The following is a 21,603-nucleotide window of genomic DNA, read 5'->3' as shown; positions in this document are numbered from 1 at the left end:
CAGCCGATAAGGCGGTATGTCGTCAGGTCCAACGCAGAACTACGACGACGCCGCGCTCGGCCAGTGGAAGCCGCATCCGGTCCTGGCCGTGTGCGTCCGGGCTCTTGTCGTCACCCTTCCTCCGCTCGGCGCGATCGCGTTCGGCCTGGCCGCGGCACGCTGGGTGCCGGCCAGCCGCCTGGGCTGGAACATCTGGGTGTGGCTCGGCCTGGAGATCGCCCTGTCGACAGTGCTGCTGATCGTTGCGGGTCGCGCGTGCAGGCGCCTCCTGCCCTTGAGCGCGCTGCTGCGGCTGACCGCCTACTTCCCCGACCGGGCTCCGTCACGGTTCGCCGTCGCGAGCCGTCGCTACTCCCCGCAGGTGCTCCACGAGCGCGTCACCGCGAAGCGCGGTCGCGACGAGGATCTCGACGGTGAGCACCAGCACGCTGCCCTCCTCCTTGACCTGGTCTCCGACATCAGTGAGCACGACGACAGCACCCGGGGGCACTCCGAGCGCGTCCAGGCCTACTCGGCCCTCATCGCCAGGGAGCTCGGTCTGTCCGCGCGCGACTCCGCCAAGCTGAGCTGGGCAGCCCTGCTGCATGATGTCGGCAAGCTCCACCTCGACCCGGAGCTCCTCAACAAGGCCGGCCTCCCGACCGTCGACGAGTGGGACGTCCTCGCGACGCACCCCGCGGCCGGCATGGAGCTGACGAGGCCGTTGGCCGGGTGGCTCGGCGACTGGGTGCTGGCCGTCGGCCAGCACCACGAGCGTTGGGACGGCGGTGGGTACCCACGCGGCCTGGCCGGCACCGCGATCAGCCGCGGGGCTCGGATCGTGGCGGTGGCCGATGCCTACGACGCGATCACGTCCGCCCGGGCCTACAAGCAGCCGCTGACCCCGGCAGCCGCCCGCGAAGAGCTCGCGCGGTGCTCGGGCGCACAGTTCGACCCCGACGTCGTGCGGGCCTTCCTGGCGGTCGGTCTCGGCCGGCTGAGAGTCGTCGCCGGACCGGCGTCGGTCCTGTCGGCGCTGCCCGGCCTCGGGTCGACGCCGCTGTCGAACGTGGCATCCGTGGCGTCCGGTGCGACGACGGCGGTCACAACTGTCGTGGCGGCTGGGTTCGCTGGGATCCTCGGGGTCGTGCTCGCGGCGACCGGCCTGGCGACGGACGCCGCCCCCGCAACGGCGTCCGCCGACGGTCCCTCCGGAGTCGTGGCCACCCGTTCCGTCGAGCCGTCGTCGGCCGCCACGCCCGTCAACCCGGCCCAGGCAGCCGGAGCGACGAGCGCGCCCGACGTGGCGACGCCGACCGGAGATGCGCTGTCGCCTGCGCAACCACGGTCGCCGCGAGGGACGACGCCGCCGGGAGAGACGCTGCCGCCCGTCGGCGCGGCGCCCTCGGCCGTTGCGTCGTCGTCGACCGGACCGACGTCACCCCCGCCCAGCACCGCGCCGACCTCCCTGCCCGTCGCGACCCCGTGCGCCCGGGCCCAGGCCGGTGACATGGCGCTCGCGGGCGCCGACCTGTCCGGATGCGACCTGGCGGGTCGGACTCTGACGGGCGACCTCGCGGGCGCGAACCTCGTGGCGGCGGACCTGACCGGGGCGACGCTGACGATGCTCGACCTGAGCGGCGCCAAGCTCACCGGCACCAAGCTCAACGGGGCCGTGATCTCGGGCACGTCGTTCGACCGCGCCGTGCTGACCGGAGCGATCTTCACGGACGCGACGGTCACTGCCTCGAGCTTCGTGGGCGCGAGCCTGGGTCCGGCGACGTTCGACGACGCCCACGTGAGCGACTCGACGTTCGGCTGATCCCGACCCGCGGGCCGGGCACCGATACGATCTGGCCGTTGTGAACCGACTTCTCGAGACCGTGGCGCCCGAACGCCTCGGCCGCGGGTTCCGGTGGCTGCTCGCGTCGTCATGGGTCAGCAACCTCGGAGACGGGATCGCGATAGCGGCCGGTCCGCTCGTCGTCGCCTCGTTGACCCGGAGCCCCGCGCTCGTCGCGCTCGCAGCGACCGTCCAGTGGCTGCCGCCGTTGATCTTCGGGCTGTTCGCGGGCGCACTGACCGACAGGCTCGACCGTCGGCTCATCGTGGTGACGGTCGACGCGGTCCGGGCAGCCGTCCTGGCGGTCCTCGCGCTCGCCGTGGCCACGAACCGCGTGTCGATCGTCGTCGTCCTGGTCGCGTTGTTCGTGCTCGGCACCGCCGAGGTGTTCGCCGACAACGCCTCTCAGACGCTGCTGCCCATGCTGGTCGCGCGCGAGGACCTCGCCATCGCCAACGCACGGCTCCAGACGGGCTTCATCACCGTCAACCAGCTGGCCGGGCCACCGCTCGGGGCCTTGTTGTTCGCGGTGGGCGCGGCGTTGCCGTTCGCCACCCAGGGGTTCGTCGTCGCCTTCGGCGCGGTGACGATCTCCCGCATCGTCCTGCCACCGCACCGGCGGGCTGCGGGCGAGGAATCGCACATCCGCCAGGACATCGCCGAGGGCGTCCGATGGGTACGGCACCACGCCGCGGTCCGCACGCTCGTGCTCACGATCTTCACGTTCAACATCACGTTCGGGGCGGCCTGGTCCGTGCTGGTGCTGTACGCCACCCAGCGGTTGGGGATGGGTGCGCTCGGGTTCGGGCTCCTCTCCACCGTCGGCGCCCTGGGCGGTCTGGTCGGCACCGCGTCGTACGGCTGGATCACGAGGCGGGTCAGCCTCGGCAACCTGATGCGCATCGGCTTGGTCGTCGAGACGCTGACGCACCTGGCCCTCGCCGTGACGACGCGGCCGGCGGTCGCCCTCCCAGTCTTCTTCGTGTTCGGCGCGCACGCGTTCGTCTGGGGGACGACGTCGATCACGGTCCGGCAGCGAGCCGTCCCGACCGAGCTGCAGGGGCGGGTCGGCAGCGTGAACCTCGTCGGGGTCTTCGGCGGACTCGTCATCGGCTCGGCCGTCGGCGGGGCGCTGGCCGAGCGCTGGGGAGTGACCGCACCCTTCTGGTTCGCCTTCGTCGGATCGGCGGTGTTCGTGGTCCTGATCTGGCGACAGCTGCGACACATCGCGATCACTGACGAGCAGCCCGTCGCCTGAGCTGCGGTTCAGGCCACGGGCTGCGCGTGAGGCTGAGGGTGCGGTGCACCCGGGCGCACCGATCATCCGCCCAGCAGACCCCCGAGACCGCCGCTCCGGCTGCCGCTGCTGGACTGGGGACCGCCGCGGACGACCGACTCGCTCGGCTGGACCAGCACGTAGCCCTGTCCGCCGAACGCCATCTGGAAGGTCTCGCCGCTGCCACCGCGCACCATCGACATGAGGCCGCCGGTGTCGACCCGGAGGTCCATGGTCACGCCCGCGGTCCACAGGACGACGGCCTGGGCGTCCCCGAACGTCGGTGCGCTCGCGACGTCGAGGGCGACCGGCTCACCCTCGGTCGTGATGGCGACGTAGCCCGTGCCCCGCAGGGCCACGTTGTACAGGCCCCCCGCCATCGCGCCACCCCGCGCCTGGACGCGGTGGATGTCCCACTCGATCGAGGACGAGAAGGCCAGGACGTTGTTGCCGTTGATGGACAGCGCGTCGTTCTCCAGGTAGAGGATCTGCACCTCGGCGGCGTTGTCGGCGACGAACAGCTCGCCCTGCCCGGTGCACTGCATCATGTCGACGCCCTCGCCCGTGACCGCCGACTTGAGCATCTTGCTGAGCCCGCCCGCGCCCTTGTTCTCGAAGCGGACGTCGCCCTGGTAGGCCACCATCGAACCGGTCTTGGCCCAGACCGGGCCGTAACCCATCTGGATCTTCAGGAGCTTCTTGCCCTGGAGCGAGAACGGGTCCTGGGAGGCATTCTCCTGGAAGTCGTGAAAGAGCGATCCGTGGATGGTCATGACTGGTTGTCCCCTCGCACAGGTCCGACGGTCCCGCGGCCGGGGCCTGTCGAAACCTTAGCGAGACGGCTTGGACCTGCGTAGGCTTTCCGGTGGGAGCAGTTCCGCGCAGAAACGCGTGAAGGAGGAGTCATGGGCTTCCTGGACAAGGCGAAGGCTGCGGCGAGCGACCTCGCGGCGAAGGCCGACACCGCACTGGCGAGCTCGGGCCTGGGCGGACCGGGTGCCGCGGGCGGAGGCGACGCCGAGCGGTACTTCCGTGACCTCGGCGTCCTCGCGTATCTCGAGGCGACGGGCCGGCCGGGTGCTCCTGAGGACCGGCTGCGGGTGACGACGTCCCTGCAGGACCTGGAGGCGCGCGGCTCGATCCGGTCGTTCGCGCTGCACACGGCGCCGCCTCCCGCGCCCGGGATGGCCGGTTCCGGGGCGCAGCCGGGCTACCCGCCGCCTCCGCCGCCCGGCGGCGTAGCGCCACAAGGGCCGATGCCCCCGGCAGCCCCGGCGAGCGCGCCGCCACCACCGCCACCACCACCGTCGTGGATGACCACGGACGGGAGCGGCGGCAGCTGACCGGTCGGGGCGTCTCGACGGTCACCTAGACTCGCCCGCATGCACTGCTCGTACTTCGTCGCTGAGCGCTGCCGTTCGTGCGCTCTGATCGAGCAGCCTTATGGCGCGCAGCTCGCGGCCAAGCAGGCACAGGCTGAGAATGCGCTCGGCGACCGGTCCGACGTGCAATGGATTTCCCCGGTCGCGAGCCCGGAGAGGGAATTCCGGAACAAGGCGAAGATGGTCGTGGGCGGAACCGCCGGGAGCCCGACCCTGGGCATTCTCGACGCCGAGGCGCGGGGCGTCGACCTGCGCGACTGCGGCCTGTACACGCCGGGCATCCATGCGTGCTTCCCTCTGGTCGCGGAGTTCATCACGGTGGCCGACCTGACCCCGTACGACATCCCCCGGCGGACCGGGGAGCTCAAGAACGTGCTGGTGACCGAGTCGCCGGACGGTGAGCTCATGCTGCGGCTCGTGCTGCGGTCGCAAGAGCCGGTGGCCAGGATCCGCAAGCACCTGCCCGCGCTGCTGCGAGCGCTGCCACAGCTCAGAGTCGTCTCGGTCAACCTGCTCCCCGGGCACACGGCGATCGTCGAGGGGGAGCGAGAGATCGTCCTCACCGAGCAGGAGACCCTGCGGATGCGGGTCAACGGCATCGACATGTACCTGCGCCCGCAGAGCTTCTTCCAGACCAACACCGACGTCGCCGCGGCTCTGTACCGTCAGGCCGCGGACTGGGTGTCCGAGCAGGCGCCAGCGACGATCTGGGACCTCTACTGCGGTGTCGGCGGGTTCGCCCTGCACTGCGGGGGCGCCGCACGCGAGGTGGTCGGCATCGAGACCAGCCGGGAGGCGGTCGCGAGCGCCGAGCTGAGCGCACGTCAGGCCGGCCTGTCACAGGTCAGGTTCGAGACCGGCGACGCCACCGCGTTCGCGCTCGGGGCGAGCGAGGCGCCCGAGCTCGTCATCGTCAACCCGCCACGACGCGGGCTGAGCGACGACCTCTGTCGTTGGCTCGAGTCGTCGTCCGTGCAGCGGGTCGTCTACTCCAGCTGCCATGCGGGTTCTCTGGCCCGCGATCTCGCCGCGATGCCGTCGCTCGCACCGCGCCGCGCGCGCCTGTTCGACATGTTCCCGCAGACGTCGCACTTCGAGGTGCTCACCCTGCTCGAGCGGGTCTAGCGGTCCAGCCGCAGCAACCGCAGCCACAGCCGCGGCCGCAGCCGGCGGGCAGACCACCGCCCGCCCGCTGTCGTCCGGTGCAGCATGGACGGCAACGAGCGGGCGGTGTGTCAGCGCCGGCCGGTGTCAGCGGAGGTCACTCCGCGTTGACCGAGTCGAGCAGTCGGTACAGCTCGTCGACGCTGGTGGCGTCGGCCATGGCCTGGGCCTGCTCCATGTCGGAGAACAGGACCGCGATCTTCGACAGGATGCCGAGGTGCTCGTTCTCGAGCCCTGCGATCCCGACGACGATGCGTACCTCGTGCCCGCCCCAGTCGATCGGCTCGGCGTAGCGGACGAGCGACATGGCCGACCGGGTGATCGACGACTTCGACTCGTTCGTGCCGTGCGGGATCGCCAGGTAGTTGCCCATGTAGGTCGACACGGTCTGCTCGCGCTCAGCCATCGCGTCGACGTACTCAGGCGTGACGGCCCCGGTGCTCACGAGCAGGTCGCCCGCCTCGCGGATCGCGTCGTCCCTGGTCGTCGCCCGTCCTGCGGCGACGATCTGGTCCCTGGTGAGGATGTCGGTCACGGGGTCGACCCTTCGGTCTGCTGCCGGGACTTCGCCTCGCGGACGACGTCGTCGTACACGGGGCTGTTCATGAAGTTGTCGACCGAGATGTGCACCGAGGTCGGCGCCTTCAGCCGCGCCCGGTCGGTCAGCTCGCGTTGGCTGATCACGAAGTCGGCGTCGTCGTGCAGGCTCGCGACAGCCAGGTTCTCCACCTTCACGCCCGTGACGCCCGCCTTCTTGAGCTTGTCACGCAGGACGCTCGCGCCCATGGCGCTCGACCCCATGCCGGCGTCGCACGCGAACACGATGTGCCGCACCGGGTGATCGGCGACCGCGGTCGCCGCGGCGGCCATGGCAGGCTCGCCGGCGAGAGAACCAGCCAGGCCGGAGAGAGCGTCGAGCGCGCTGCTGCCCTTGCCCTTGTTCGCCTCGGTCTGGGCGATCGCGGCGGAGAGGCCGTCGCTCTCGGCGGCGAGGTCGCGGTTGCGGGAGGCCCGCAGGAGGACCGCGCTGATGAAGAACGTCACGGTGGCCGAGAGCACCACGGAGAGGATCACGCCGACGTAGCTGCCTCGCGGCGTCTGCGCGAGCACGGCGAGGATGCTGCCCGGAGCAGCAGGTGCACGGAGGCCGCTGCCGAAGACCGCGTTGGTGGCGACGCCGGTCGCCCCACCGGCGATGAGGCCGACGATGAGGACGGGCTTCATGAGGACGAACGGGAAGTACACCTCGTGGATGCCACCGAGGAACTGGATGATGATCGCGCCGGGGGCGGACGCCTTGGCGGTCCCGATCCCGAAGAGCGCGAAGGCCAGCAGCAGGCCGAAGCCGGGGCCGGGGTTCGCCTCGACGAGGAAGAGGAGCGACTGGCCGGTGTCGATGGTCTGCTGGACGCCGAGCGGGACGAGGGTGCCGTTGCCGATCGCGTTGTTGAGGAACAGGACCTTCGCGGGCTCGACGATGATGCTCATCAGCGGCAGCAGGTGCGCGTCGGCGAGCGACTGGACGCCGGAACCGAGCCACGCGGAGACGTTCGTGACGAACGGTGCGATCCCGAAGAAGGCACCGATCGCGAGGACCATGCCGAGGATCCCGGCCGAGTACATGTTGACGAGCATCTCGAAGCCGGGCTTGATCTTGCCGTCCCAGATGCTGTCGATCTTCTTCATGAGCCATGCGGCGAGCGGGCCGACGATCATGGCGCCGAGGAACATCGGGATGGTGCTGCCCACGATGACGCCCATGGTGGCGATGGAGGCGACGACGCCACCACGCTCGCCGTAGACGATCCGACCACCCTGGTTGGCGATCAGCAGGGGGAGCAGGTAGACGATCATCGGGCCGACGAGGCCGAGGTACTGCGGGAACGTCGTGCCGTCGGCGGCCTTGGCCAAGGCCGTGGCCGCGCCCTCCCAGCCGACCGTGTCGGCGTTGCCGAAGCCGCCGAGGATGCTGTTGGGCAGCCATCCCTTGGAGATGAAGAGCGACGTGATCAGGCCCCAGGCGATGAACGCCGGCAGGTTCGGCATGATCATGCCGGTGAGGAATGCTCCGAAGCGCTGGATGTGCACCTGGGCCGCTTTGGCCCCGGAGACCTTCGGCGGACTTGCTGCAAGGGAACTCATGATGACCCTCTCTTCGATGTGTCGACGCTGACTTTTCGATCGTTGCCCGGACGAGTCCTGGGGATCTCACAGGCTGTGACTCGGCCGCGTCTGTGCGGCCGGCCGTGTGCTGCGGCGGGGCCGCTACAGCTGCAGTGCCATGCGCACCTCGTCATCCACTAGCGCGAGCGCCGCGGCGCGGGCGCCCGGAGCGCTCCCGGCGGCGCGGGCTGCGCCGGCGATGTCCTGGAGCTGGCTCGTGGAGTGCCGCCGCAGGGAGTACCGAACGGCTGGCACGGCCGATGCCGACATCGACAGCGTCGTCACCCCGAAGCCGGCCAGCACCAGGGCGAGCAGCGGGTCCGACGCCGACTCCCCACAGACCCCGACGGGCTTGCCGACGTCCAGGCCGGCCCGCGCGGTCATGGCGACCAGGTCGAGCACCGCGGGCTGCCAGGGGTCGAGCAGGTCCCCGAGCTCACCGAGCGTCCGGTCGGCCGCCATCGCGTACTGCGCGAGGTCGTTGGTGCCCAGGGAGACGAAGTCCACCTCGGCGAGGATCTCCTTGGCCCGCAGCGCCGCCGCGGGGATCTCCACCATGACGCCGACCATCGACAGGCCCTTGGCGCGAGCGGCGGCGGCGAAGTCACGGGCCTCGGCCGGCGTCGCGATCATCGGGGCCATGACCCAGGCCTTGATGCCCGTCTCCTGCTCAGCGCGTGCGAGCGCCTCGAGCTGGGTGTCCAGCAGCTCGGGCATCGTGCGCACGAGCCGGTAGCCGCGGATGCCGAGGGCCGGGTTCGGCTCGTCGGACTGGTGGGCGAACGCGAGCGGCTTGTCGGCGCCGGCGTCGAGCGTGCGGACGACGACCTTGCGGCCGGCGAGCGAGCGCAGCACCTCGGCGTAGACGCCGGCCTGCTCCTCGACGGTGGGGGCCGTGACGCGATCGAGGAACAGGACCTCGGTGCGGAACAGGCCGACTCCCTCGACCGGGCTGTCGGTGAGCCGGGCGGCATCCGCGGCGGTGCCGATGTTGCCGAGCAGGCCGAAGGGGGCGCCGTCCGAGGATGCTCCCGGTGCGACGTCGTCCGCGAAGGACTGCTCGAGCCGGCTGCGCCGGTCGAACTCGCTCCGCAGGTCGTCGCCGGGGTCGACGGTGACGATCCCGGCCACCGCGTCGACCGCGACGACGACGCCGTCGGCCAGCTCCGTCGCCCCTGCCGTCTGCACCACGCACGGGAGCCCGAGCTGGCGCGCGATGATCGCGGTGTGCCCGGTCGGTCCGCCCTGCTCGGTGACGATCGCCAGGACCATGGTGAGGTCGAGAGCGGCGGTGTCGGCCGGCGCGAGGTCCAGGGCCACGACCACCGACGGTTCGGTGAGGTGCGGCACGCCCGGCGCGGGCAGCCCCACGATCTCGGCGATGACGCGGTCACGCACGCTGCGCAGGTCGGTGACGCGCTCCGCGAGGTACCCGCCTGCCTGTTCGAACATCGCCGCGAACTCGGCGACCACGATGGTGATCGCCCCCACCGCGCCGTCGCCGTCGTCCATGCGGGCGAGCACCTTGGCGCGCAGTGCCGGATCGGCGGCCATCTCGGCCGTCGCGGCCAGCACCCCGGCAAGCACCCCGGGCGCACGGCCGGACTCGCGCCGGAGTCGATCGGCGACGTCCGCGAACGCCGCCTCGACGGCTCCGCGGACCTCGTCGGGTCCCGCGGGCACGCCGTCGATCAGCACGGCGGCGTCCGCGGGTACCTGCGGCGCAGGGCGGACCTGCGCCACGGGGCCGACCACGCCGCCTCGACCGACACCGATGCCGTGAAGCTGCGTCGCACCGACCACGCCAGGCGCCTGTGCACTGTCGGGTCCGGTTGTGGTTGCCATCTCACGCCTCTGCAATGTCAGGGACTGGGGGAAGGATCAACGCCGGGTCCGTGGTGGGCACCTCGGGTCGAGGTGCCCACCACGGCCGGGGTGTCACGACTGGACGGCGTCCAGGTCGGTGGCGAGCATCGTGACGAGCTCGTCGAGCACGCGGTCCTCGTCCGGACCCTCGACGGAGAGGGTCACCGTGTCGCCCAGGGCCGCGCCGAGAGTCATCACCTGCAGGATGCTCGCGGCGTCGACCGGGCCCATGGCGCCCTTGGCGATGCGCACGACGAGCCCGCTGCGCGCAGCGGCCTGTGTGAAGAGCGCCGCCGGTCGGGCGTGCAGCCCGGCCTTGGACGCGATCACGACGGTTTGTTCTGCCATGTCAGCACGCTCCTTTGCGACCTGATCGCGGGCTTGCGCCCGTGGGGGATGTCACGGCTCGATCGTGACCTTGATGCCCTCGCCGCGAGACACGACGCCGATGCCCTCGAGGACCTGGTCGAGCGGCAGCCGGTGGGTGATGAGGTCGTCGACCGGCACGCTGCCGTCGGCGATCAGCGCGAGGGCACGCTTGTTGTGGTCCGGGCTGGAGCCGTTCGCGCCCATGATCATCAGCTCCTTGTAGTGCACGACGTTGGAGTCCAGCGAGATCACCGGCTTGTCCTTGGGGAGCCCGCCGAAGAAGCTGATACGCCCACCCGGGGCGACCATGCGCAGGGCGTCCTCCTGGGCCGCGCCCGACGCCGCAGCCGTGATGATGACGTCCGCGCCGCGACCGTCCGTGAGCGCCAGGACGGCCTCGACGGGGTCGGTCTCGCTCGAGCAGATGGCGGCGTCCGGCGTGACGATCGCGGCAGCGAGGTCCAGCCGGGTCCGGCTCAGCTCGACCAGGAACACGCGAGCCGCACCGCGAGCGCGGGCGAGCCGCACGTGCAGGCACCCGATCGGCCCGGAGCCCACGACGACGACGACGTCGCCGTCCCCGACGCGGACCAGCTCCTGTGCGTTGAGGGCGCAGGCGAACGGCTCGGCGACCGAGGCCTCCGCGTAGCTGACCCCCTCGGGGATCCGGTTGAGCCCGTCGACCGCGAGGACCACGGCCGGCACGATCATGAACTCGGCGAAGCCGCCGTCGAAGTCGTAGCCCATCGAGACCTGGTTCGGACAGACCGTCATGTGTCCGGCGACGCAGTCGGGGCACTTTCCGCACGGGATCGCGGCGATGACCTGCACGCGGTCGCCGGGCGCCCAGCCGGTCACGCCCTCGCCGACCTCGACGACCTCGCCGGCGATCTCGTGGCCCATCACCCGCGGCGGGACGATGCGGAAGTGGCCGGACTTCGAGATCTTGACGTCGGTGCCGCAGGTCGAGCAGGCGCGGACGCGGATCTTCACCTCGCCCGGCTGCGCGGTGGGCTCGGGTGCGTCCTCCAGCCGGATGTCGCCGGGTGCGTGGAAGCGTGCAACCTTCATGATTCTCCTTCAGTGATGGGTGTCAGAAGTGCGGGGGAGGGCTCGGGCAGGAGGTGGACGACCGATCGGTCGATGTCGCCCGGTCCGGGCATCCGGCTGCCGGGCAGGCAGACTGCGGCGGCACCCCAGGCGAGGGCCTCGGCAAAGGCCTCGCGACGGCTTGCGCCGGCGTGCTCACCGGCCAGGAACCCGGCCAGGAAGGCGTCACCGGCGCCGACGGTGCTCCGCGGCTCGGCGACGGGGGACTCGCCCGCGACGACGCCGTCGTCCACGAGCAGGGCGCCCTCGGCACCGAGGCTCACGAGGACGGTGCGAGCACCGAGCGCCTGGAGCTCGCGGGCAGCTGCGACGACGTCCGACCGCGACAGCAGCGGGTGGCCGACCGCCTCGGCGAGCTCCTCGGCGTTCGGCTTGACCAGCTCGGGGCCCGTGGCCACGGCCGCCTGGAAGGCCGGTCCGCTCGTGTCGACGGCCACCCGCAGGCCCGCGGCGCTGAACCTGCGAGCGAGCGAGGCGTAGGTGTCGACCGGGACATCGGGCGGGAGGCTGCCGCACAGGACGACCCACGAGCCGGGCGACGCCGCCTCGAGCACCTTGCCGGCGATCCCCTCGAGGTCGGCGGCGGACAGCGGCGCACCGGGCTCGTTGAGCTTCGTGACCGTGCCGTCGGCCTCGGCGATGGCGATGTTCGAGCGCGTGTGCCCGGCGACGTCGACGACCGCGACGGCGACGCCCTCGTGCCGGAGCAGGCCGACGAGCTGGTCGCCGTCGACGCCGGCGATCGGCACGACCGCGAGCGCGTCCACGCCGTTCGCGAGCAGCGCGCGGGCCACGTTGACGCCCTTGCCGCCCGGGTCGAGGCGTGCGGCCGTGACGCGCTGGACCTCGCCGGGGACGAGGTGGTCCAGCTCGATCGTGCGGTCGAGGCTCGGGTTGAGCGTGACGGTGACGATCATGCGCGCACCACCGTCGGTCCGGCGTCCTCGATCTCGTCGGCCATCTCATCGGCCAGTCCGGTGTCGCTGATCACGGTGTCGATCGCCTCCAGGTCGCAGACGTGGGCGAAGTCCTCTCGCCCGAACTTCGTGTGGTCGGCCAGCACGACGGTGCGCCGTGCGGCGGAGATCAGGGCGCGCTTGACGGCGGCCTCGCCGAGGTCCGGTGTCGTCAGGCCGCGGGTCGCCGTGATGCCGTTCGTGCCGATGAAGGCCACGTCGACGAAGACGTCCGCGAGGTTGGACCGGGTCCAGTCGCCGACGGCTGCCAGCGTGCGGGGCCGGACGACGCCGCCGAGCAGGTAGAGCGTCACGTTCGGCTTCGAGATCAGAAGGTTCGCGACGGGCAGGGAGTGGGTCACGACCATCAGCTCGCGGTCCAGGGGCAGCATCTGGGCGATGCGCACGGTGGTCGTCCCGGCGTCGATGATGATCGACCCGCCGTCGGGGAGCTCGTCGAGCGCGACCTTCGCGATGCGCTCCTTCTGCCCGGCGAGCCGCGTCTCGCGCTCGTCGACCGCGGGCTCGATCCCGAGCCGCTCCACGGGGATCGCCCCGCCGTGGACGCGCCGCAGCACGCCGAGGCGTTCGAGGGCTGTGAGGTCGCGTCGGACGGTCTCGGGGGTGACGTCGAGGTCCTCGGCGATCTGCTTGACCTCGACGCGGCCCTCGGCACGCGCACGCCGCAGGATCTCCTGGTGGCGTTCTGTCGCGTACACGATCACTCCCCGACGTCGATGTCCGAGCTTGCCCGACCAGATGTTGCTACGCCTTTTTATAGGCCCGTTTGTGCCCGTTGTCAACCATACGGGCCTAGGTTCGGAAACAGACGGACATCCCATGAGTCGGGTCGCGCTGCGGACGGCCGACGTGCTCCGCTCGCCGGCCCGCGACCGGTGAGCCATGGTGGACGGCATGTCGAACCGCCTGGCCTCCGCCACCAGCCCGTACCTCCAGCAGCACGCGGGCAACCCCGTCGACTGGTTCGAGTGGGGCGACGAGGCGTTCGCCGAGGCCCGGCGTCGCGACGTCCCCCTGCTGATCTCGATCGGGTACGCCGCGTGCCACTGGTGCCACGTCATGGCCCACGAGTCGTTCGAGGACCCCGGCACAGCGGCCTACCTCAACGACCACTTCGTCGCGGTCAAGGTGGACCGCGAGGAACGACCCGACGTCGACGCCGTCTACATGGAGGCGACGCAGGCGATGACCGGCAGCGGGGGATGGCCGATGACGGTGTTCGCCACACCCGACGGCGCCCCGTTCTCGTGCGGCACCTACTTCCCGCCGCGGCCGCTGCATGGCATGCCGTCGTTCGGGCAGGTGCTGAGCGCGATGCACGACGCGTGGACCACGCGACGCGGCGACGTCGACGTGAGCGCGGCGGCGATCCGCGAGGCGCTCGCCGGTCACGGGCCCGGGGACGTGCTGCCCGGAGCCGGGACGAGCGACCCGTCCGCCTCGAGCCGGGCGCTCGGGGTCCTCGCCGGCACGTTCGACGCGGCGCGGGGCGGGTTCGGCGGAGCGCCGAAGTTCCCGCCGTCCATGCTGCTCGAGTGGCTGCTCCGCCACGGCGTCGACCGCACGCGCCCCGGTGCACCGCTGGCCACGGCCATGGCGGCCGGAACGCTCGACGCGATGGCCCGCGGCGGGATGTACGACCAGCTCGGCGGCGGGTTCGCGCGGTACTCCGTCGACGCCGGGTGGGTCGTCCCGCACTTCGAGAAGATGCTCTACGACAACGCGCTCCTGCTGCGCGTCTACGCGCACTGGTGGCGGGCGACCGGGTCGCCGCTCGCCCACCGGGTCGTCGAGGAGACGGCCGGGTGGCTGCTCCGCGAGCTGCGCACGGACGAGGGCGGGTTCGCGTCGGCCCTCGATGCCGACTCCCCGGGACCCGACGGCACCTCGCGCGAGGGCGCCTTCTCGGTGTGGACGCCGCGTGAGCTGGTCGAGGCCCTGGGGCCCGACGACGGCGCCTGGGCGGCCGGGGTGTGGGGCGTCACGGAGGCGGGGACGTTCGAGCAGGGGGCGTCGGTGCTGCAGCTGCGGGCCGACCCGCCGCCGGAGGACGCCGGTCGCTACGCAGCGGTCCGGACCCGGCTGTTCGAGGCCCGCGCGTCGCGTCCACGGCCCGCCCGCGACGACAAGGTCGTCGCGGCATGGAACGGGCTCGCCGTCGCGGCGCTGGCCGACGCCGGTGACCTCTTCGGGCGGTCCGACTGGGTCGCGGCCGCGGCTGCGGCCGCTGACCTGCTGCTCGACGTCCATGTGCGTCGGGACGGCCCGGTGCTGCGCCTCGCGCGCACGTCGCGGGACGGGGTCGTCGGCAGCGCACCCGGGGTGCTGGAGGACTACGCCGACCTCGCCGAGGGAGTGCTCGCGCTCTACCGGGCGACGGGGGACCCGCGCTGGCTCGAGCATGCCGGTGAGCTGCTCGAGGAGGTGCTCGGACGGTTCGGCGACGGCGCGGGCGGCTGCTACGACACGGCGGTCGACGAGACGGACCCGGTGCTGGGCCGGATCCGGCGGCCACGAGACCCCGCGGACGGCCCGACGCCGTCCGGGCAGGCCGCCGCGGCCGGCGCCCTGCTCACCTTCGCGGCGCTCAGCGGCTCGCACCGCCACCGGGAGGCCGCCGAGCGGGCCCTGACCGAGCCCCTCGCGCTCGCCGCGCGGTACCCGCGGGCGGCGGGCTGGGCGCTGGCCGTCGCGGAGGCCGTGCTCGACGGCCCGCGCGAGGTCGCCGTCGTCGGTCCCGCGGGCGACGCGGGCACCGACGCGCTGCGCCGGGTCGCCGTGCTCGCGACGGCCCCAGGTGCTGTCCTCGCGACGGGGCCCGTGGCGGCATCCGGCCGAGCGGCTCGCGTCGGCCTCCTGCAGGGCCGCCCGATGGTCGACGGGCGACCGACGGCGTACGTGTGCCGGGGCTTCGTGTGCGACCGCCCGACGACGGACCCCGACGAGCTGGCCGCGCTGCTGGCACCCTGACCTGCCGGCTCGCCCAGGGGCGCGGGGGCCGCGCGCCTACAATCGTCGACATGGCGACGGACGGCCCGCGGACTCCCGAGGTCCCCGCGCGCGCTCCTCGGACCGGTCGCAGCGAGGTCCAGCGGATCAGTCCGGGCGACCTGGTCGAGCTGGCGACCGACGTCGGACCCGTGCCGATGAACGTCGGGGCGGTGCTGCTCCTCGCCGAGGGCACCGGGGCTGACGTGGCGACGGCGCTCGCGCAGCGGATCGGTGGGGTCCCTCGCCTGCGCCAGCGTCTGGTGGTGCCACCGTGGGGACTGGGCCGGCCGTACTGGGTCGACGACGCAGACTTCGACATCGAGGCGCACGTGTCGCTGGTGCGCTGCCCAGGCCCCGGCGACGAACCAACCCTGCTGGCGGTCGCGGTCGACGCGGTCACGCGCGCGCTGCCGCCTTCGCGCCCGCTGTGGCGGGCTGTCGTCGTCACTGGGCTGGCCGACGGCCAGGTCGCCCTCGTCCTCGTGCTGCACCACGTCCTCGCCGACGGGATCGGCGGTCTCGCGGTGCTCGCTCGCCTGGTGGATGGCGACGGGACGGCGTCGGCAGCGCCTCTGGCCTCCGAGCGCGTGCGGGCCGCGCACCCGGCTCCACGCGTACGGGACCTGCTTGCTGACAGCGCTGCTGAGCGGTGGCGCACGCTGCGCGGAGCACTGCGCGCCGTGGCGCGGGCCCATCGCGGTCGCGTCGAGCTGGGCCGGGGCGGCGGTCGGCGCGCGTCAAGCTGCTCGCTCAACGCCCCGACCGGTCCGCGCCGGCAGGTCGCGACCGTCGAGGTCGACCTCGCCCCGGTGCGCGTCGCCGGGCGACGGTACGGCGCGACCGTCAACGACGTCCTGCTGGTGGCCGTGACCGGGGCGATGGCCAGCATCCTGCGGGGTCGCGGTGAGGAGGTCGCGGAGCTGGTCGTCTCGGTGCCCGTCTCGGCCCGGGACTCGACGACGAGCCACGATCTGGGCAACCAGGTCGGGGTCATGCCGGTCCGGGCACCCGTGCACGGATCCGTGCCGGTGCGGCTGGAACGCGTCGCGGAGCTCACGCGCGCGCAGAAGACGCAGGCGCGAGGGGCGTCTGCGGGCCTCGTCGGGCCGGTGTTCCGGCTCCTGGCCGCAGCCGGCCTCTTCCGGTGGTTCGTCGACCGGCAACGCCTGGTCAACTCGTTCCTCACCAACATGCCCGGGCCGACCGCTCCGCTGGCCCTCGCCGGGGCGCGGGTCCTGCGCATCATCCCGATCACCATCACCGCCGGCAACGTCGGCGTCGCCTTCGCGGCCCTGTCCTACGCCGGACGGCTCACCGTCACCGTCATCGTCGACCCCGACGTCGTCCCCGAGGCAGACGCGGTCGCCGCAGCCCTCGCCGGAGAGCTGCGGGCGGTCGCCGACGCGTAGCCAGGCCGGGGTCGGGACTCACCCCTCGAGGAGACCGCCGCCCACCCAGGCGCGGATCGCCGCGACGTCCTGCGGGTTGAGGTCCATGCGACCGCCGCGGCAGAGCCCCACGACGTTGTCCGCCCACGTCTCGGCGAGCTTCTTCGCGCTGGGCTTCGTCGTCAGGTCGAGCCCGGAGTACAGCACCCCGGAGATCACGTTGTTGACCGACGCCCGACCGATGGCCTGGCCCGCCGCCTGGCAGGCGTCCCGCACCCGCCGCGCGGTCTCTGCCCGGTCGAACGGGTTGGCGCTGGCGTCGTCGGCGAGGGCCGTGAGGAGCACCCGGTACCGCTCGGCCGGCAAGTTGGGGATGTCCGTGACGTCGACCACCTGACGCTGCAGCGGCGGCAGGTTGACGCCGCCCGCCGTCGGCAGGTCGGCCTCGCTGAACCGCTGGGGGTCCCACACGAACCCGGGGGCGGGGCGCGACGCCGCACCGAGCTCGGGAACCACCTGGGCGAGCCACGGGAAGAAGCTGCCTGCGCCGTGCCAGCCGGAGGTGAGCACGGACGGGTCGGCCTTCTGGGCGGCCTGGGCGACGACACCTCCCGTGAGGGGGCGATCTGCCGTGCTCACGAGGCGGAGCACGGCCCTGCGCGCCGGCGTCGTCGTCGGCGGCGTGGTGGACACCCTCGTCGTCTGCGCCGGCCCCGACTGCCGGCTCGCGCTGCGTCGGCGTCCCGCAGTGGCCGGGGCAGGCTCCTCCACCTCCGGCAGCTCCACCGCGACGGGCGCGACGAGCGCGATCGGCTCGCCGAGCGCCAGGGCCTCGGGGTGCTTGACGAGCTCGGCGAGCTCGTCCGCCGTGACGACGGTGTCCGCCACGGCGCGGTAGGCGCTCGCGGCCGGGCTCGCCGTGATGATCGTGACGCGGCGATCGGCCGCGCGGCACCGGATCGCCAGGGGCGTGAAGTCGGCGTCCGCCGAGAGGATGACGAACTCGTCGTACCGGGTGTCGGCCGCGAGGGCATCGACGGCGTCGAGCACGAGGTTGATGTCGGCGCTGCTCTTGCCCTGCTGCGTCAGCGAGGGGCAGTCCACGACGCTGAAGCCCGCACGCGTGAAGTTCGGCCGGAACTGCGAGAAGACCGAGGGGTTGAGGTAGCAGGCGCGCACGAGGAACCGCCGCTGGAACTCCCCGTCGGCGTCGCTGCCCATCTCGAGTGCCGTCAACCAGTTCCCGGGGGACTCGGCGAACGCCTCGGCGGCGGCGGGGTCCAGGCGCCGCAGACCGATGTAGACGTTGTCGAAGTCGACGAACAGGGCGCACCGCAGGCGACGGACGGCCTCGGTGGTGTCGATGGTGGTCACGTGCGCATCTTCCTCGCCCCGTCCCGTCGAGGCGAACACCGGCTCGCCGGCCGGTGTCGACGGGTTCAACCCAGGCGGTCGAGGTACAGCAGGATCAGACCCTCGCGCAACGCCCAGGGGGAGACCTCCAGCTCGGTGACCTTGAAGGCGCGCATCGTCTCGGACAGCACAATCCCGCCGGCGACGATCTGGAACGTGCGGTCCACCGTGATCCCCGGCAGCGCCGGCCGCGAGTCGGCCGGGATCTTCGCCAGCCGGGGCACCCAGTCGTCGAGCGCCGACCTGCGCAGCATGAGCCGGTCCTGCGGGCCGACCCCGTCGGCGAGCGAACCGGCCAGGCGGGCGAGCGAGCGCACGGTCTTCGACGAGCCGACGACGTGTGCGGGCTTGGGGCGGTCGGCGAAGAGTCGCGCCGTCGTCGTGAGCAGCCCCGCCGCGTGCTCGCGCAGCGCCGCCGTCTGCTGGGCGGTCGGCGGGTCGTCGGGCAGGAACCCGATGGTCGTGCGCCCGGCGCCCAGCGGCAGGGAGACCGCCACGTCGGGGTTCTCGCTGCCGCCCGCCGCGATCTCGAGTGACCCACCCCCGATGTCGAACAGGAGCATGTCGCCGGCCGACCACCCGTACCAGCGGCGCACCGCGAGGAAGGTGATCCGGGCCTCGTCCTCGCCCGTGAGGACCTGGAGCCGCACGCCGGTCTCGGCTGCGACCAGGTCGAGCACCGCGGGACCGTTCGGTGCCTCGCGCAGCGCGGACGTCGCGAACGCGAGCATCTCGTCGATACCGGCGTCGGCCGCCTGCTTGGCGCCGGCCCCCACCGCGTCGACGACCGCACGGACACCCTCGGGGCTGATCTGCCCGGACGGCTCGAGGTACCGCATGAGCCGCAGGACCGACTTGTGCGACGACTGCGGGACCGGCTGGGCGCCGCGGTGGGCGTCCACGACCAGCAGGTTGACCGTGTTCGAGCCGACGTCCAGCACCCCGAGCCGCATGAGGCCACCGTAGTGCCGGGCCGGTGCCTAGAAGCCGCTCGGCTCCGTCTCGAGCTCGGGCTCGACCGGGCGGGCCTCGTGGTGGAGGGGCGTGAGCGCGGTGGTCTGCTCGAACCAGATCAACGCGTCGTACCGCTCGCCCATCCGGGTCGGCACGTAGTTCCCCGCCTCGCGCGCGGGCTGGTAGACGACGCCGATGGCGCGGTGGCCGAGCCAGGCCGAGAGCCACGGGCCGGACCGGTCCTCACCGAACGGCAGGAACGCCGCGCGACCCAGTGCCTGATGGAGCAGGTCCTCGTGGCTGCCGGCCCGCGCCTCGGGCACCAGCATCGACCGCTCCGGCGAGCCCCACGCCGCGGCGGCGAGCACCGACCCGCGGTGCGACGCGAACCCAACGAGCGCGACACCGTCGTCGCCGTGCCCCTCGCGCACGAGCTGGCCGACGTTGACGAGCCCGCCGCGGGCCATGTCGGTGGCCCGCGCGTCGCCGATGTGGGTGTTGTGCTCCCAGACCAGACCCTTCGACTGCGGCCCGAGGTGCTCGGAGATGCGGTCGATCGTGGCAGCCATGTGGTGGTCTCGGACGTTCCACGACTCGCGGTCGCCGCGCACCATGATCCGGTAGTAGTGCTCGGCGTCGGCGGCGACCTCCGCGTTCTGTGCGGTGTCGAACGCACCCTCGTCGTCCTGGGCCCGCGCACGCATCCGGCCACGCACCTCGGTGAGCAGGGCGACGACGTCCGGTTCGCAGGACAGCGGCACCAGCCGGGTGCTCCAGGCGTACTCGTGCGGGTCCTCGCGGTAGGGCATGAAGCACTCCCAGGCGCGGTGCGCGGTCGGCACGGCGTCCGGGGCGTTCGCTTCGAGCCACGCGACGATCTCCCGCAGCGAGTCCCACAGCGAGTACACGTCGAGGCCGTAGAAGCCGACGCGCTCAGCCGGGGGCAGCGCGAGGTTCCTCCGGTGCAGCCAGTCGAGGAACTCGGCGACGTCCCGGTTCGCCCACATCCACGTCGGCCATCGGGCGAAGCGGGCCAGGAGCCCGTCGACATCGAGGTCCTGCTCGTCGAGGCCACGCACCCACCGGTTGATCCGCCAGCAGTCGGGCCAGTCGCCCTCGACCCCGATCCAAGTGAACCCGCGTTCGACGATGAGGCGGCGGCTGAGCAGGGCCCGCCAGCGGTAGAACTCGTGCGTGCCGTGCGAGGCCTCCCCGAGGCACACGAACCGCGCCGCACCGATCTGGTCGACGAGCGGGTCGAGATCTCCGACGCTCCGCACCGGACGGGCGAGCGACCGAACCTGGGCGGTGGCGTCGGCGCTGCTCGCGTCGCGCCGCGACGAGCTCATGGCACTGCTCCTCCAGCGGGTCCTGCGTCGGTCGGCAGAAGGTGACGGGTGAACCAGTCGCGCGCGAGGAGTGCCGCCTCCGCGAGCGTGCCGGGTTCCTCGAACAGGTGCGTCGCGCCCTCGACGACGGCCAGCTCGCTCGGGCAGCGCAGCCGCGCCTGCGCCCGCCGGTTGAGCTCGAGCACCATCTCGTCCGCGCCGCCGACGATGAGCAGGGTCGGCGCGCGGACGTCCGCGAGGCGCGGGCCGGCGAGGTCCGGTCGCCCGCCGCGTGACACGACCGCTGCGACCACGGAGCCCGGCTCGGCCGCAGCCCACAGCGCCGCTCCGGCGCCGGTGCTCGCCCCGAAGTAGCCGACGCGGGCGGACGCGCTGTCCGGCCGGGAGCCGAGCCACCGGGTCGCTGCGGCCAGCCGATCCGCGAGCAGCTCGATGTCGAAGACGTTGGCGCGGGCCAGCTCCTCCTCGGGGCTGAGCAGGTCGAGGAGCAGGGTGCCGAGGCCGGCGCGCTGCAGCACCGAGGCGACGAACTTGTTGCGCGGGCTGTGGCGGCTGCTGCCGCTCCCGTGGGCGAACACCACCACGCCCGTCACGGGTTCAGGCAGGTGCAGGTGACCCTCGAGGGCGCTGGCGCCGACGGGGATCGAGACGTCGATGTCGCAGTCCGGGGCGTCGTCGACCGTCGGCACGCCCCCGAGGCGCAGGGCCGCGGTGTCGAGCAGGACGATGACCTCCTCGTCGCTCGTCGGGGTGAAATCGCGGTAGTGGTACCCCACCGCCATGAACCCCGGCGGTGTCGAGACGCACACGAGCTCGTCGGCCTCGGGCAGACCCTGGACGGCCTCGACCGGCGCGACCGGCACGGCCACGACGACGCGGGCGGCGCCGAGGTGACGCGCCACCGCGCAGGCGGCCCGCGCCGTCGAGCCGGTCGCGATGCCGTCGTCGACGATGACCGCGATCCGCCCCGCCAGGTCGACCGGGTCTCGACCTCGCCGCAGCCGTGCGACGCGCGACTCGAGCTCGGCCCGCTCGCGACTCTCGATCGAGGCCAGCTCCTCGGCGGTGACCCGGGTGGCCGCGAGCACCCGCGAGTCGAGGACGCGCGCGCCGCCCTCGCCGATGGCCCCCATGGCGAGCTCCGGCTGGTACGGGACGCTGAGCTTGCGGACCACGATGACGTCGAGCGGCAGGTCGAGCGCCGTCGCCACCTCGAAGGCCACGGGGACGCCGCCTCGCGGCAGACCCAGCACGACCGCATCCTGACCCCTCAGGTGCTGCAGCCTCCGCGCCAGCTGTCGGCCGGCGTCGACCCGATCGGCGAAGACGATCATGGCGATGACCCTTCCGTCACCTACACGTCCACCATGCTCCTCGGA

Annotated in this window: 18 protein-coding genes; 6 read left to right on the top strand and 12 right to left on the bottom strand. The window is 72.6% G+C overall.

The genetic code is table 11. The annotated features are described in order from the left end of the window. Nucleotides 1-16: 16 nt before the first annotated feature. Both DDP54_RS02170 and DDP54_RS02165 read left to right on the top strand, forming a co-directional pair. A complete protein-coding gene (locus tag DDP54_RS02170) occupies nucleotides 17-1,801 on the top strand; it encodes an HD domain-containing phosphohydrolase (RefSeq protein WP_109130363.1) in 1,785 nt (594 codons plus the stop codon). A gap of 40 nt (nucleotides 1,802-1,841) precedes the next feature. Beyond that, on the top strand, nucleotides 1,842-3,080 hold the full coding sequence (locus DDP54_RS02165; RefSeq protein WP_109130362.1) for an MFS transporter: 1,239 nt from the start codon (nucleotides 1,842-1,844) through the stop codon (nucleotides 3,078-3,080). Nucleotides 3,081-3,142: 62 nt separating this feature from the next. On the opposite strand, the gene DDP54_RS02160 is transcribed toward DDP54_RS02165, so the two are convergent. Further along, on the bottom strand, nucleotides 3,143-3,871 hold the full coding sequence (locus DDP54_RS02160) for an AIM24 family protein (protein WP_109130361.1): 729 nt from the start codon (nucleotides 3,869-3,871) through the stop codon (nucleotides 3,143-3,145). Between the two features lie 132 nt (nucleotides 3,872-4,003). Here DDP54_RS02160 and DDP54_RS02155 point away from each other — a divergent pair, with 132 nt between their 5' ends. Continuing rightward, complete coding sequence (locus DDP54_RS02155) at nucleotides 4,004-4,441, top strand: hypothetical protein (protein ID WP_109130360.1); 438 nt, start codon at nucleotides 4,004-4,006, stop codon at nucleotides 4,439-4,441. Between the two features lie 39 nt (nucleotides 4,442-4,480). Then, nucleotides 4,481-5,605, top strand: a complete 1,125-nt coding sequence (gene rlmC, locus DDP54_RS02150) for a 23S rRNA (uracil(747)-C(5))-methyltransferase RlmC (protein ID WP_109130359.1) — start codon at nucleotides 4,481-4,483, stop codon at nucleotides 5,603-5,605. A 136-nt stretch (nucleotides 5,606-5,741) separates the two neighbouring features. On the opposite strand, the gene DDP54_RS02145 is transcribed toward rlmC, so the two are convergent. The 7 genes from DDP54_RS02145 to DDP54_RS02115 form a co-directional block, all read right to left on the bottom strand. Beyond that, a complete protein-coding gene (locus tag DDP54_RS02145; RefSeq protein ID WP_109130358.1) occupies nucleotides 5,742-6,179 on the bottom strand; it encodes a PTS sugar transporter subunit IIA in 438 nt (145 codons plus the stop codon). Beyond that, nucleotides 6,176-7,786: a PTS transporter subunit EIIC gene (locus DDP54_RS02140; RefSeq protein ID WP_158274431.1), complete on the bottom strand. Its 1,611-nt coding sequence runs from the start codon at nucleotides 7,784-7,786 to the stop codon at nucleotides 6,176-6,178. Before DDP54_RS02140 ends, DDP54_RS02145 begins: the two co-directional genes overlap by 4 nt. A gap of 123 nt (nucleotides 7,787-7,909) precedes the next feature. Further along, nucleotides 7,910-9,652 carry a putative PEP-binding protein gene (locus DDP54_RS02135; RefSeq protein WP_109130357.1) on the bottom strand — a complete coding sequence of 581 codons (1,743 nt, stop codon included), beginning with the start codon at nucleotides 9,650-9,652 and terminating at the stop codon, nucleotides 7,910-7,912. Between the two features lie 93 nt (nucleotides 9,653-9,745). Next, entirely contained in the window at nucleotides 9,746-10,021 is a 276-nt protein-coding gene (locus DDP54_RS02130) for an HPr family phosphocarrier protein (protein ID WP_109130356.1), read from the bottom strand. A 51-nt stretch (nucleotides 10,022-10,072) separates the two neighbouring features. Beyond that, nucleotides 10,073-11,113, bottom strand: coding sequence for an alcohol dehydrogenase catalytic domain-containing protein (locus tag DDP54_RS02125; protein WP_109130355.1), 1,041 nt, complete (start codon nucleotides 11,111-11,113; stop codon nucleotides 10,073-10,075). Beyond that, nucleotides 11,110-12,069: a 1-phosphofructokinase gene (pfkB, locus tag DDP54_RS02120; RefSeq protein ID WP_109130354.1), complete on the bottom strand. Its 960-nt coding sequence runs from the start codon at nucleotides 12,067-12,069 to the stop codon at nucleotides 11,110-11,112. Before pfkB ends, DDP54_RS02125 begins: the two co-directional genes overlap by 4 nt. Next, a complete protein-coding gene (locus tag DDP54_RS02115; protein ID WP_109132278.1) occupies nucleotides 12,066-12,827 on the bottom strand; it encodes a DeoR/GlpR family DNA-binding transcription regulator in 762 nt (253 codons plus the stop codon). The genes pfkB and DDP54_RS02115 overlap by 4 nt, the downstream gene beginning before the upstream one ends. A gap of 196 nt (nucleotides 12,828-13,023) precedes the next feature. Here DDP54_RS02115 and DDP54_RS02110 point away from each other — a divergent pair, with 196 nt between their 5' ends. Then, a complete protein-coding gene (locus DDP54_RS02110) occupies nucleotides 13,024-15,099 on the top strand; it encodes a thioredoxin domain-containing protein (RefSeq protein ID WP_109132277.1) in 2,076 nt (691 codons plus the stop codon). A 50-nt stretch (nucleotides 15,100-15,149) separates the two neighbouring features. Continuing rightward, a complete protein-coding gene (locus DDP54_RS02105; protein WP_109130353.1) occupies nucleotides 15,150-16,529 on the top strand; it encodes a wax ester/triacylglycerol synthase domain-containing protein in 1,380 nt (459 codons plus the stop codon). A gap of 18 nt (nucleotides 16,530-16,547) precedes the next feature. On the opposite strand, the gene DDP54_RS02100 is transcribed toward DDP54_RS02105, so the two are convergent. From DDP54_RS02100 to DDP54_RS02085, 4 genes are all read right to left on the bottom strand, one after another. After that, nucleotides 16,548-17,882: an NYN domain-containing protein gene (locus DDP54_RS02100; RefSeq protein WP_158274430.1), complete on the bottom strand. Its 1,335-nt coding sequence runs from the start codon at nucleotides 17,880-17,882 to the stop codon at nucleotides 16,548-16,550. A gap of 65 nt (nucleotides 17,883-17,947) precedes the next feature. Further along, a complete protein-coding gene (locus tag DDP54_RS02095) occupies nucleotides 17,948-18,874 on the bottom strand; it encodes a Ppx/GppA phosphatase family protein (protein WP_109130352.1) in 927 nt (308 codons plus the stop codon). Nucleotides 18,875-18,901: 27 nt separating this feature from the next. Further along, nucleotides 18,902-20,224: an erythromycin esterase family protein gene (locus tag DDP54_RS02090; RefSeq protein WP_109130351.1), complete on the bottom strand. Its 1,323-nt coding sequence runs from the start codon at nucleotides 20,222-20,224 to the stop codon at nucleotides 18,902-18,904. Then, nucleotides 20,221-21,558 carry a phosphoribosyltransferase family protein gene (locus DDP54_RS02085; RefSeq protein WP_109130350.1) on the bottom strand — a complete coding sequence of 446 codons (1,338 nt, stop codon included), beginning with the start codon at nucleotides 21,556-21,558 and terminating at the stop codon, nucleotides 20,221-20,223. The genes DDP54_RS02090 and DDP54_RS02085 overlap by 4 nt, the downstream gene beginning before the upstream one ends. Between the last annotated feature and the right edge of the window lie 45 nt (nucleotides 21,559-21,603).

Origin of the sequence: Cellulomonas sp. WB94 (assembly GCF_003115775.1) — a bacterium.
In the GTDB taxonomy this organism is placed as follows: domain Bacteria; phylum Actinomycetota; class Actinomycetes; order Actinomycetales; family Cellulomonadaceae; genus Cellulomonas_A.
This window is presented reverse-complemented; position numbering and strand designations above follow the sequence as displayed.